The following is an 11,230-nucleotide window of genomic DNA, read 5'->3' on the forward strand; positions in this document are numbered from 1 at the left end:
TCTACCGCCACTGGTGGAGCTGGTTTCGTGCCGATCTCCAGCACACCCTGCTCATGTACGGCGCCATCTATCTCTTCTGCTACAGCTCCGTCCCCTCCGGGCAGGATGTGAAGGTCGCCCTCTCCAGCCCTTCCGGGCTCATCCTCTACAGCTCAATGTGCGGCGGCGCCTGGTTCCTCTGGCATTGAGCGGTTAAAAGGACCTGGCGAAGCCTTCTAGGTCAGCATGATCGATACGGTGCCGTGGGCGACGAGTTTGTCGTTCTGGTTCGTCACGGTCACCGTCAGGCTCGCCGTTCGCCGCCCCATATGTGCAAGCTCGGAGCGCGCGGTGAGGAGATCCCCCACTGCCGCGGGCCTGACGTAGCTGACATTAAGATTAGTCGTGGTGCAGGATTTGCCCGACGGTAGTAGCGGCTGCGGGAAGAAAGAAACGGTATCGACAAGGGTGGCGATCAACCCGCCGTGGGCCCCTCCGAAATAGTTTCGATGGAAATCATTGACGGTGACCTGGACGGTCGCATGGGTAGAGCCGATCTCCCGCAGCTGGATGTCCAGGGTGCGCAGCATTGCCATTTTGTTAGCCGACTCCACCGTGGCTGATTCGATTACGTGCATAAAAAACACCTTTCCGGCTGGGGACCAGCCTTTCCTGTTTTGCCTCGCCCTATCGAAGAGCTCTCTCTTTTACCCACCTTACCACCACTATCTGCGACGCTTTCTATCTCAAAGTACTGACACAAAGATAAATAAATTTCAAGTAGTGACTGTACCGATCCACTCCTGTCGTCGTCGAGGCTTTACAAACTGTCACTACTGAGGCATCCTTTGAGGCGAATTTCCTTCATCCGGTGGCGCCACTCTTTTAACCAAATAGTTGCTTGAGACGGCTTATGACAATAATAAAGAACCTCCCCTCATTCACCTGCAACTATGTCATCAGGGCCTTTGTCCTCACCCTGCTCATTGCTGTCTCTCGCCCGCTCCTTGCTGCCGAGATCACCCCCTTCAACACCTTCAACATGAGCCCGGTCGTGCAGATCTACGGGCTGCCCGCCCCGGGGCGGGCGAAGCTCCTCCTCCCTGGCGAGAACGAGGCGCGGCTGGCCTTCGACCTGGCCAACGACTTCGCCCACAGTGAGACCAACCGGGAGAGCATCATGCTCGATGGCGAGACCTACCGCACCACGATCGCACTCTCCCGCGGTTTCTCCGACTCCTTCGAGGCGGGGCTGGAACTTCCCATCGTCTCCCAAAGCGGGGGCTTCATGGATGGCTTTATCGAGGGGTGGCACCATTTCTTCCATCTTCCCAACGGCGGCAGACCGGACGAGCCGCGGGACCGGCTGCTGTACCAGTATGAAAAGGACGGGGATACCCGGCTGCGGTTGACCAATTCCAGCACAGGCATTGGTGACCTCCGGCTCACCGCCGGGACCCAGCTGTACAGGACGGATCGAACGGCGTTGGCGTTGCGGGGGCTGGTGAAGTTTCCTACCGGGAACAGTGCGCGGCTTCAGGGGAGCGGCAGTACCGACTTCTCTCTATGGGTTAGCGGCGACCGGGACTTTCAATTCGAAAAATGGGGAAATGCCTCGATTTTCGCGGCGCTCGGCGGGCTCGCCAAGACCGAAGGGGATGTCCTGCGCGGACAGCAGCGCCCGGTGGTCGGCTTTGGCAGCCTCGGGGCGGGGTGGAGCCCGACGGAGCACCTGGTCTTCAAAGTGCAGTTCTCCTCCAACACCCCCTTCTACCGTGACAGCGAGCTGGTTCAGCTGAACCGGTTCTCGACCATACTGATCCTTGGGGGAACCATCGCTTTTACGGAGAAGACAGCCCTGGACATCGGCGTTTCCGAGGACGTCGCCGTGGAGACTGCCCCCGATGTCTCCTTCCATCTTTCCTTGAGCACCAGATTTTGATGCGGTTGGCGGGTGTGAATAGGGTGGTTGAGCGGAAGAAGGTACTAGGTTTTTCAACTCACCCTGACGATCTCGAAATCTCTCTTGCCGATGTTGACACTGTCGCCGATGCACTTTCCGATCAGCGCCATCCCTAAAGGCGAGGCGGCGGTGATGACCATGATCTCCTCGCCATCGACCCTCAGCTTCAATCCCCCCTCCTGCGGCCCTATGAACACCGTCCTCGTTTCCCCATCCTCCGCCTCCAGCTCCACCAGGGCGGTCAGTCGTATGGGTGCATTCTCCTCGAAGTCCTGCAGTTCCAGCGTCTGGTAGGCATGCAGAGCCCACCTGAGCTCCTGGGCCCGGTTGGCCTGTCCCTGCGCCACATAGGAAGCCTCGAGGCTGAGAGTGTCATACTTGTTGTCGGGGGCATTTTCTTCGTGAATGGCAGCTTCGTGTGCAGTTTTGGCCGCGACCGCGAACAATGCGAGGTCCGCCGCCAGTCGCTCGGTGATCAACTGATGTACCAGAATCTTTTTGCTTATGATGGGATACCTCTATACTGCCCGTCGTGCAGGTCGTAGGCTCCCCCTGCCGAAAGGGGGGCGGGGTGATTTGCTCTTCCGGGTTTAATGGCTCTGAAGAAGCCGCGGTATTTACCATGCCGCGGAGTTAAATGCAATCGCGAAAAAGGATCCGGGGAAATGTTAACACACTTTAAAGTAGCCACCTGCCCGGGCAAGGGGCGCGTGATCCTTGATTTTATAGGCCCTCCCTTTTAATTTGACGTGATCCTGTTGTTTGTTTAAACTGACGTTTATACATTTGAGCTGGTGGGAGTAATGACATGGTAGAAATAGAAGCAGTTCTTGATCTGAAAAAGTGGGGTAATAACTTGGGCGTACGTCTGCCAGTCGCAGTTGCCAAGGCAGCTCACCTGCATGTAGATCAGCGGGTCAGGATTGCGGTAGAGGAAGGGCGCGTGGTCATTACTCCACTTGAAGATGCACCGCTGACCCTTGAACAACGCCTTGCGCGTTTCGATCCGGCCAAACATGGCGGCGAGGTGATGACAACTGAGCTGTTGGGGGCTGAAAAATGGTAGCGACGGCCAGGTCGGCTACTAAAGTAAAGAAGCCATGGGTCCCTGATCGGCAGGAGATTATCTGGATTAACTGCAATCCTCAGGCGGGCAACGAGATGCGCGACCTTCATCCCTTTTTGGTACTTTCCCCAGCCATCTTCAATGACCGGACCTCATTGGTGATTGGTCTGCCCATGACCACGGCAGAATATAATGCAGACAATCCTTTTGCAGTGAATGTGGGCAAAGCAGGGGGGAAAAAGCTCGCGAAGGCGAGCTATGTCCTCTGCCATCAGCCCAAGTCGTTTGACTGGCGGACCCGGAAGGCGACGCCGCATCCTCTCAAGCGGTTGACGGATCAGCACTTCGCTGAAGTATGCGCCCGTCTCAACCAGATTGTGCAGCTTGCTTAGGTTAACCGCTCGGGCCGCCTAGCCACGTCCCGCTGTCTCCCACGAATGTCCCCTCGTATCTTCCATCCTGTCATCGAACCCCCTTCTCTTCAAAAAAGCTGTTTCTTTGCCTGAAATCGAAGCCATTGGCTTTCAGGAACTGTACGAGCCGGGCGTAGATCTCTTCCTTCTCCTCCACTGTGGCCAGTGCTGCGACGACAATGCGCTTCGTTCTTCCTCTACTTTTACCGATGAGGTTCAAGGTCCAGATGGCTTCCGCTCCTGTCTTGTCGGCGGACCCAGGCTCTACGGCGTACTTTTCCAGGGAGACGAGCTCGAGCTGGTCCCTGGCGAGGAAGACCTTCTTCCATAAGAAACCGAGGTAGTTCACTTCCAGGCCGTCAGGCCTTGCCGTGATGATTTCCTTCCCTCTTGTATTCAATAAGGGGAGCGGAATAAGGAGGATTCCGGTGTAGCCGAAGAAGAGCCAGAGGGCGAATAGGAAGGAGAAGTGCGTGATCGCGGACCAGGTTATGCAGATGGTGGCGGCGGTCCAGACCACCCAGAACAGGAGCCAGAAGCGAATGTAGAGGCGGCTCTCTTTCCGCCGCCGAAGGTCGATGACGAAACTTTGTCCTACCGTATCTATTCCCGTCTCACCCTTGACTGTCATCGGCGCCTCGCCTCTTCAGCCTGCCTTACGTTCTCCCCCTAGGAAGTCATCTCGCCAGGGCATTTTCCAGCCAGCGGGAGAGTTCGTCAGGAAGAGTCTGGCGGTTGCTCCGGGTCACCTCAACGAGGTGGACGTCCCGTCGTTCTTTCACCTGCTGGATAATCCCTCCCGCATTGCGAGCGACGGTGGCGACGACGGTCTTGCCGGAGGAAAGGAGCGACGTGGCAAGGCTTACGAATTGGGGAGATAGGCACTCCATCTTGCCGATCTCGTCGATGAAGACAAGGCGCGAAGGGGATGAAAGGAGATCGAGCGCCGACAGGAAACCCTCAAAGCCTTTCAGGTCGACCCCATAGCGCCCGACCTTGTGCTGGCCACCGAAGTGGATGTCAGCCAGGACGCCTTGCCTGCCGTCCAAGCTCGTCAATCTGAATCCCCGGCGCTCCCCCCCTTCCCTGACCTCTTCAGTATAGAACCCCGCCGGACGAAACCGCGAGAAACGCCGTGCGAGCTCTATGAGCAGGGTCGTCTTACCCGTGCCGGGGAGCCCGGTAATCAGGAGATGGCGCTGATCCATGGCTGATCCTTTAAGTCAGTCAATCGAAGCAGGAATGCGGGTAGAGGCAGGATCCCCGGGGGCGAAACCTTATAATCTTAACAATATCCTGTTCAGTCCGCTTCGAAAAATTCCCCAAAGGTGAACGTCTGCCTCCTGGGTGGTCCCATTCGTGATTCACGAAGCTAGAGATAACCCCTGACCTGAGAGAAGGCTCTCCGCTGTAGCTACCGGTGAGCCTTAAGACGGCCCTTCATGCCAGTTTGAACTGGCCAACGATCTGCTGAAGCTCGACGGATATCTGCGAAAGCCTGGTGGCCGAGTCGGCGGATTCGTGTGCACCACGCGCCGTATGGGAGACTACCTCGGTGATCTGCTGTATGTTATTGCTGATCTCCGACGTAGTTGCAGTCTGCTCTTCGGCGGCCGTGGCCACCTGGTGAATCTGGGCATTGACGGCGTTGATCTGATCCAGGATATTCTCAAGGGCCTTACCGGAACTGACGGCCCTCTCACTACCCTTCCCAACCTCGATGACGCCTTCTTCCATGGCTTTGACAGCGCCTTTGGTCTCTTGCTGGATTGCCTTGATCATCTCGCTGATTTCACGGGTCGCCCGTGTTGTCCGCTCGGCCAGTGCTCGCACCTCATCGGCAACGACGGCGAAACCGCGACCCTGCTCACCCGCACGGGCAGCCTCTATGGCGGCGTTCAACGCCAGCAGGTTGGTCTGGTCAGCGATATCCTCGATGGTGCCGACAATAGTGCCAATCTGATCTGAACGACTACCGAGGCTTTCCACCGCCCTGGCAGAGTTTTGCACCCGTCCGGCGATGTTGTTCATGACGGCAATGGTTTCATCCACCACCTTGGCGCCCGAAACCGCGGCTTCACTGGCCAGCTTCGCGCCTTCGGCGGCGTACTGGCAGTTCTGAGCGATGTCGCCGGAAGTTGCCGACATCTCTTCGCCTGCCGTTGCCACGGTGCCGGATTGTGCCGCCACCTGTTCTGCCCCGGTGGCTATCTGCTCGGCTGTGGATTGGAGCTGGTTGGCGGCCACAGCCACCTGGGAGGTGGACGAGGCCATTTTGGAGATGATCGCGTGCAGCTTCTCGATAAAGAGATTGAACATCCGGCTGATGTCGGCCAACTCGTCCTTGGCCGAAGCATCCAGTCGCCTGGTAAGGTCCCCTTCTCCCTGAGCCATGTCGGTCACCATGGCTAGCATGGCGCCCAGCGGCTTCATGACCGATCGCATGATGAGCAAAGACAGGATGACCGCCATGATAAGAGCAATGATGGATACGGCTACGATGGTGAACTGTATTTTAGTCTCTAACCTGTCGGCTTGCTTGAGTCCTAACTCCATCTGCTTGTCGAGGTCGTCAGCATTTTTAAGCGTCCGCTCCTCCATCCCGTGGATCGTTTCCTTATAGGCGCCAATGGCGGCATTTGCCTGTGTTGTGGTAGTGATCTCTCTCTTCTTAATCCGGTCCAGCACACTGTTGAACCCTGACGCATAGGAGTTCAATTCATCCTGGAAGGCCTTGATGTCCTTCTTTTTCTGGCTGGCAAATTCCGAATCGTGATCGTTGTCAAGTTTTGCGAATAATTTATCCATGGCGCCGATGCGCTTGCCGCAGCGCTCAAAGGTTTCCTGCCATTTCTTGGCGTACTCCGTCACCTTTTCGGGCGATTCGATGTTTATGAAGACGTCCTTTTCATAACGCCTCAACTGGTTGACGTTTGCGCGCAAGCGCTGGGAATACTCCACAAGCTTCCCTTCAGTAAGGGCGTACTCGTTGAGCAGTTCATTCATCCTGTTTACGCCCCAGTAGCCGACCATCGCCACGATGGCAAGCATTACGGCGACCGTCGCAAAACCCGTGCGCAACTTAGTGCTGATTTTCATGTCAACCGCCTCCCTTCGTTTTGGTACTGCATAATCTGTTTTGTTTTCCGTAATTTTTTTATTGTTCATGTTTGCATTGGCAGCAAGTTGACTACTGTCAGATGCCTCTTACCGGTTCTCATCGGATATCCGACTAAAGTCTTGATTGGATTTATTCTTAAAACATTCTTATTTAACTTCGGGCAAATCCATTCTCTCTCCGTGCTTTCACTACAAACCGGACAAAAGAATCTACACTCCCGCCCTCCTGCCCCCTGCTAGACCATTACCTGCTGCGTTTTTTCTCCTCCAACATCTCGCCACTCGTCCTCCGGCGACGGCAAGCAGGCGCAGGCCAAGATCGCCGAAGAACGGCAACGGTCGGCAGATACGCTGCGCGAGAGCAAAGAGAGGCAGCGACTGGCGCTGGAAAGCGGACAGATGGGTATGTGGGAAGGGGATTTGTGCGTCGATTGCTCGGCAGTCGGAGCAGGAGTTAAATGCTAGGAATTGCCTTTAGGGGCTCCTGGGATCGATTGCAGTGCGCGTAGAGCTTTTGCATGCGATGGGTTTAAGCGGATTACCTCTGCGAATTGGTATCGTGCCTGTTCCAGCTCTCCTGATGAAATGAGTACCTTTCCAAGACTGTAGTGGGCATCGACGAAGTATGGCGCAACCCTCACGGCCTCCCGGAGATGCAATGCCGCTTCAGGAAGCCTTCCTTCTTCCGCCAGAGCATTCCCCAAGGCGAAATGGGCAACATAATTTCCAGGAACGACCCGGACGGCCCGCTCAAAGAGAGTGATGCTGTTCTGCCAGTATGGGATCTGTAGCCACGTGAACAGGGCGATGGCGGCCACCGAAATGGCAGCTGCGGCCCCTAGCGTGACTGCTCCGAATCGCTTTTTCTCCATGAATGAGGCGGCGCCCCACACGGTCATGATGAAGAGTCCCACATGCGGAAGATAGGTGTACCTGTCTGCCATTGCCTGACGCCCGACCTGAATCAGGCCGATGACGGGAACAAGAGAGCCTACAAACCAGAACCACCCTACCGAAAGAGCGGGGAGCTTCCTCACCTGCCAGATCGCGAAAACGCTGATTGCTACAACGACGGATGCCGCTGTGACAGACTGGAGCAATGAAACAGCATCAGGAAGAGGATAGATGGGAGAAAGATCAACAGGCCAGAAGGTCTTAGTGATGTATTTCCCATACGATATGAAGGCATTTTCTATTCGATCCATGACGGGAACAGCATCAAAGGAACTGACAGCACCACCCTTCTTCTGAGCGTATAAGGTGATTGCCGACGAGATGATGGAGAGGATGATGAAAGGAACCTTTTCCAGGAGCAATTGGCGCAAAGGCACCGAGGTGTCGTCCTTCTCTACCGAAGAGTTATACTGCGTCCGGCAGAGCGGCCAGAAATCAAGGAGCAGGAGAATGAAGGGGAGCGTCACAAGCATTGGCTTCGACATGAGGCCTAACGCATAGGCCCCGATGGCAAAGAAGTAGCGGACGTAACCAGGGCGTCGAACATAGGCGACGTAAAAAGAAAGGGTTATTAGCATAAGGAACATGCTAAGAACATCCTTCCTTTCAGCGATCCAGGCTACTGATTCCACATGGAGAGGGTGAAGGCCGAAGAATGCGGCGACGCAGGCGCTGCGACCGATGTATTTGGTAACGGTGGCGAGGAAGTTGAAAAGGAGTACTGTGCTTGCGGCATGAATAAAGACGCTGGTCAGGTGGTGCCCGGTGGGATCAGGGCCGAAGATTTCGCAATCGAGCATGTGGGAGAGCCATGTTATCGGATGCCAGTTTCCGGCCCACGTTTCGGTAAAAGCCCACTTTACTCCTTCCCAGGAGATCCCCTCCCGGATCACCAGGTTGTCGTAAACATAGACATTATCGTCGTAGCTGAGAAAGCCGTAGTTGCCAACCCGCCAATAGATCGCAATGGTAGCGATGGCCAGTACTATGGAAATTACCAGCGTGCTGCATTTTCTCTGATCCACAAAACTCATCATCACCCCGGCTAAAAGGAATGGTTGACGGTAGCAGATGCATAGTCTGAGTCTGCATATAGATCGACGAACGATTTTTCGACTGATGCCTCACGACGCCGTTTCCTTGCTTCGGAACTGGCCGCGATTGTTGCCCGTATCTCGTCCTCTCTGGCCGCGTCTATCTGGACACCAAGTTTGCGTAATTCGATGACTGCTGTAAGAAGGTTTACGCCGAACCACTTGCTGTACCCTTTGATGAGATTTTTCCCCTGATATCCTGCGACCCAACTCGTTGCTATTGCCGAGGAAATCCGGGACTCCCGGTTCATGCGTTTGCGACGAGGAGTACGGCTATGCTTTGGTTTCTTCATTGCGGCGTATGTCTCCTCCCGGCGCTACTGATTCCCCAGGTCTCACCTCTCAGTAAATCAGAGTTTCCCCGACAACCTTTCGAACTCCTTCCTCGACCTTACGATGCAGTCTTCTATGGCCATGCCGGCGAAGTAGTTGCCGGTGACGTAGAGGTTGCTGCCGGCGAGGGCCTTGTCGATGTCGGCGGTCAGGGCGTGGTGGCCGACTACGGGGCTCGGCAGGCGGCTTTCGCGCTGGACGACTTGCTCCAGCTCTTCCTTCCGCACCTTCAAGACCTCGGCTATCCTCTTCAGCTTTGCTTCCAGCGGCACTTTGCCGGACTTGAAGTGGAAGGCGAAACCGCGATAGCTCGGGTGGGGGACGGTATCCCTCGATACGGCGGAGTAGAAGTCGTCGTTGGCGGCAATGATGCCGGCACACGGCGGGATCTTCAGCTTGTCTTTCGATACGGCGACGCCGACGGTCTCGATGACCTCGACCTTGATCTTCCCTAAACCCTGGGACAACGCGGGGGCGATGCCGGCGGCGAGCCTGGAGGCTTCGGGGGGCGGGACGGCCATTGCCAGGCGATCGCACTCGAAGCCGCGGCCGTCGGAAAGTTCGACGACATATCTCGCTCCGCTCTTGGCCACTCGGGTTATCTCGGCCTCGGTTAATACGGTCATCCCGCTGGGAGCGGCGGAGAGGGTGTCGGTGATGCTGGAGAGCCCTCCTTTGAGGGTGTAGCTCTTGATCACGTCTTTTCTTCTCGGGCGCTTGTTGAACAGCATGTCGGCCGGGAAGTCGTTGGCCCGCTGGGAAATGACGGCATTGAAGGCGGGGGCGAAGACGCGCTCGTAGTTCTTGGCGCCGACGATCCGGCCGTAGTAGGAGGCCACGCTCTCCCCTTCTTTCTTCAAGGTGAAAACCTGCCACGCGGAGGTCAACAGCTCGGGGAAGGAGAGCTGGGAGGTGATGCTCTTGATGTCGTTGCCGACCAGCATCTTGAAGGAGACCTTCTCCCTGGGAAGTATGCTTCCCATCAGGCCGTGCTGCTCCATCAATCCAATGAGACCGCCGTAGGAGTTGTAGCAGGTGTGAGCTCCGAGTTCGATCCAGAAGCCGGCGGCTTCCCGCTCGAAACGGTGCGAATGAAAACACCCGCCGGGGCGGCTGCTCTTCTCGATAACCAGGGTGTTCATTCCTGCTGAAGCGGCGTAACTGGCTAGGCTCAGGCCACTTATTCCCGCTCCGATCACGATGACGTCGTATTGGTTCATCTGCTGGCTCCTCTGGCTAAGACTCAGTTAATTTCAGGGATATATAAGCCCGAGGCGCGGGCTTTGTCAATGTTTACAGTGGTTGACAATGGCTGGTGCAGCCATTACATTCAGGGGAGCACGGTGTGTTATTAATCGAGAGGACGTTCAATCATGGCAGAAAGAGATTATTATGAGGTGCTGGGGGTAAAGAAGGGCGCCTCTGTCGACGAATTAAAAAGGGCTTACCGCAAGCTGGCGGTCAAGTATCATCCCGACAAGAACCCGGGGGACAAGCAGGCGGAGGACCGCTTCAAGGAGATCAACGAGGCCTACGCGGTCCTCTCGGACCCGAAGAAGAAGGAGCAGTTCGACCGCTTCGGCTCAACCAATTTCCACCAGCGCTTCTCGCAGGAGGACATCTTCAGGGGCTTCAACGTCGACGATCTCTTCAGGGACCAGGGCTTCGGCACCGACGACATCTTCTCCCGCATCTTCGGCGGGATGGGCGGCCATCGCGGCGGAGGTGGCCACGGAGGCCACGGTGGTGGCCATGGCCGCATGGTGGCCAAGGGCGACGATTACAACATGGACGTCTCGGTTACCTTCCGGGACGCCTATGACGGCGCGGACAAGAGGGTGGCCTTCAAGCGCGACGGGAACCGGGAGGAGCTCTCGGTGAAGATCCCGGCGGGGATCGAGAGCGGCGCCAAGCTCAGGGTCGCCGGACGCGGCGGGGCAGGGCGCTTCGGCGGGCCTGCCGGGGATCTCTTTCTTAACGTGAACGTGGGGGCGGATCCGCTTTTCCAGCGCGAGGGGGTGGATATCATCCTCAACCACGATGTGAAGTTTTCCGAGGCGGCACTGGGGGGATCGATCGAGATTCCCACCATGGAGGGGATCAAGCGGATCAAGATTCCCGCGGGGATCCAGTCGGGGACCAAGGTGAGGCTCAAGGGGCTCGGCTTCCCGCTCATGGGCAAGCAGGGGCGCGGGGATATGTACGTGCGCATCGGCGTGCAGGTGCCCGAGAAGCTGTCGGATAGGCAGAGGGAGCTGGTGGAGAAGCTGGCGAAAGAGGGACTTTAGAGGCGTGAATGGTGAATGGT

Annotated in this window: 12 protein-coding genes and 1 pseudogene; 5 read left to right on the forward strand and 8 right to left on the reverse strand. The window is 56.6% G+C overall.

Annotation, left to right across the window (positions count from 1 at the left end):
- Nucleotides 1-188 (forward strand): annotated as a pseudogene (locus AC11W3_RS00685) (hypothetical protein); the annotation flags it as partial.
- 27 nt (nt 189-215) lie between these two features.
- Here the strand turns inward: AC11W3_RS00685 and AC11W3_RS00690 are convergent.
- Nucleotides 216-575, reverse strand: coding sequence for a PaaI family thioesterase (locus AC11W3_RS00690; protein WP_484092310.1), 360 nt, complete (start codon nt 573-575; stop codon nt 216-218).
- Nucleotides 576-892: 317 nt separating this feature from the next.
- Here AC11W3_RS00690 and AC11W3_RS00695 point away from each other — a divergent pair, with 317 nt between their 5' ends.
- Nucleotides 893-1,921, forward strand: a complete 1,029-nt coding sequence (locus AC11W3_RS00695) for a DUF3187 family protein (protein WP_484092311.1) — start codon at nt 893-895, stop codon at nt 1,919-1,921.
- 53 nt (nt 1,922-1,974) lie between these two features.
- Here AC11W3_RS00695 and AC11W3_RS00700 read toward each other — a convergent pair whose 3' ends face one another.
- Nucleotides 1,975-2,421, reverse strand: a complete 447-nt coding sequence (locus AC11W3_RS00700) for a GreA/GreB family elongation factor (protein ID WP_484092312.1) — start codon at nt 2,419-2,421, stop codon at nt 1,975-1,977.
- Between the two features lie 329 nt (nt 2,422-2,750).
- Here AC11W3_RS00700 and AC11W3_RS00705 point away from each other — a divergent pair, with 329 nt between their 5' ends.
- Entirely contained in the window at nt 2,751-3,008 is a 258-nt protein-coding gene (locus AC11W3_RS00705) for an AbrB/MazE/SpoVT family DNA-binding domain-containing protein (RefSeq protein ID WP_484092313.1), read from the forward strand.
- Nucleotides 3,002-3,400, forward strand: coding sequence for a type II toxin-antitoxin system PemK/MazF family toxin (locus AC11W3_RS00710; RefSeq protein ID WP_484092314.1), 399 nt, complete (start codon nt 3,002-3,004; stop codon nt 3,398-3,400). The genes AC11W3_RS00705 and AC11W3_RS00710 overlap by 7 nt, the downstream gene beginning before the upstream one ends.
- A gap of 70 nt (nt 3,401-3,470) precedes the next feature.
- On the opposite strand, the gene AC11W3_RS00715 is transcribed toward AC11W3_RS00710, so the two are convergent.
- The 6 genes from AC11W3_RS00715 to AC11W3_RS00740 form a co-directional block, all read right to left on the reverse strand.
- Nucleotides 3,471-4,052 carry a hypothetical protein gene (locus AC11W3_RS00715; protein ID WP_484092315.1) on the reverse strand — a complete coding sequence of 194 codons (582 nt, stop codon included), beginning with the start codon at nt 4,050-4,052 and terminating at the stop codon, nt 3,471-3,473.
- A 46-nt stretch (nt 4,053-4,098) separates the two neighbouring features.
- Nucleotides 4,099-4,629 carry a nucleoside-triphosphatase gene (locus AC11W3_RS00720; RefSeq protein ID WP_484092316.1) on the reverse strand — a complete coding sequence of 177 codons (531 nt, stop codon included), beginning with the start codon at nt 4,627-4,629 and terminating at the stop codon, nt 4,099-4,101.
- Nucleotides 4,630-4,861: 232 nt separating this feature from the next.
- Nucleotides 4,862-6,520, reverse strand: coding sequence for a HAMP domain-containing methyl-accepting chemotaxis protein (locus tag AC11W3_RS00725; protein WP_484092317.1), 1,659 nt, complete (start codon nt 6,518-6,520; stop codon nt 4,862-4,864).
- 482 nt (nt 6,521-7,002) lie between these two features.
- On the reverse strand, nt 7,003-8,529 hold the full coding sequence (locus AC11W3_RS00730) for a tetratricopeptide repeat protein (RefSeq protein ID WP_484092318.1): 1,527 nt from the start codon (nt 8,527-8,529) through the stop codon (nt 7,003-7,005).
- A gap of 11 nt (nt 8,530-8,540) precedes the next feature.
- On the reverse strand, nt 8,541-8,882 hold the full coding sequence (locus AC11W3_RS00735; RefSeq protein ID WP_484092319.1) for a hypothetical protein: 342 nt from the start codon (nt 8,880-8,882) through the stop codon (nt 8,541-8,543).
- Nucleotides 8,883-8,939: 57 nt separating this feature from the next.
- Nucleotides 8,940-10,142: a protoporphyrinogen/coproporphyrinogen oxidase gene (locus AC11W3_RS00740; protein WP_484092320.1), complete on the reverse strand. Its 1,203-nt coding sequence runs from the start codon at nt 10,140-10,142 to the stop codon at nt 8,940-8,942.
- A gap of 153 nt (nt 10,143-10,295) precedes the next feature.
- On the opposite strand from AC11W3_RS00740, the gene AC11W3_RS00745 reads away from it, so the two are divergent.
- Nucleotides 10,296-11,210 carry a DnaJ C-terminal domain-containing protein gene (locus AC11W3_RS00745; protein ID WP_484092321.1) on the forward strand — a complete coding sequence of 305 codons (915 nt, stop codon included), beginning with the start codon at nt 10,296-10,298 and terminating at the stop codon, nt 11,208-11,210.
- The last annotated feature ends 20 nt before the right edge of the window (nt 11,211-11,230 follow it).

Source organism: Geomonas sp., assembly GCF_056994735.1.

Bases quoted from the DNA above. Each gene is read 5' to 3' on its own strand.
- AC11W3_RS00690 (WP_484092310.1), bottom strand. From the start codon at position 575: ATGGCAATGCTGCGCACCCTGGACATCCAGCTGCGGGAGATCGGCTCT.
- AC11W3_RS00695 (WP_484092311.1), top strand. From the start codon at position 893: ATGACAATAATAAAGAACCTCCCCTCATTCACCTGCAACTATGTCATC.
- AC11W3_RS00705 (WP_484092313.1), top strand. From the start codon at position 2,751: ATGGTAGAAATAGAAGCAGTTCTTGATCTGAAAAAGTGGGGTAATAAC.
- AC11W3_RS00710 (WP_484092314.1), top strand. From the start codon at position 3,002: ATGGTAGCGACGGCCAGGTCGGCTACTAAAGTAAAGAAGCCATGGGTC.
- AC11W3_RS00715 (WP_484092315.1), bottom strand. From the start codon at position 4,052: ATGACAGTCAAGGGTGAGACGGGAATAGATACGGTAGGACAAAGTTTC.
- AC11W3_RS00720 (WP_484092316.1), bottom strand. From the start codon at position 4,629: ATGGATCAGCGCCATCTCCTGATTACCGGGCTCCCCGGCACGGGTAAG.
- AC11W3_RS00725 (WP_484092317.1), bottom strand. From the start codon at position 6,520: ATGAAAATCAGCACTAAGTTGCGCACGGGTTTTGCGACGGTCGCCGTA.
- AC11W3_RS00730 (WP_484092318.1), bottom strand. From the start codon at position 8,529: ATGAGTTTTGTGGATCAGAGAAAATGCAGCACGCTGGTAATTTCCATA.
- AC11W3_RS00735 (WP_484092319.1), bottom strand. From the start codon at position 8,882: ATGAAGAAACCAAAGCATAGCCGTACTCCTCGTCGCAAACGCATGAAC.
- AC11W3_RS00740 (WP_484092320.1), bottom strand. From the start codon at position 10,142: ATGAACCAATACGACGTCATCGTGATCGGAGCGGGAATAAGTGGCCTG.
- AC11W3_RS00745 (WP_484092321.1), top strand. From the start codon at position 10,296: ATGGCAGAAAGAGATTATTATGAGGTGCTGGGGGTAAAGAAGGGCGCC.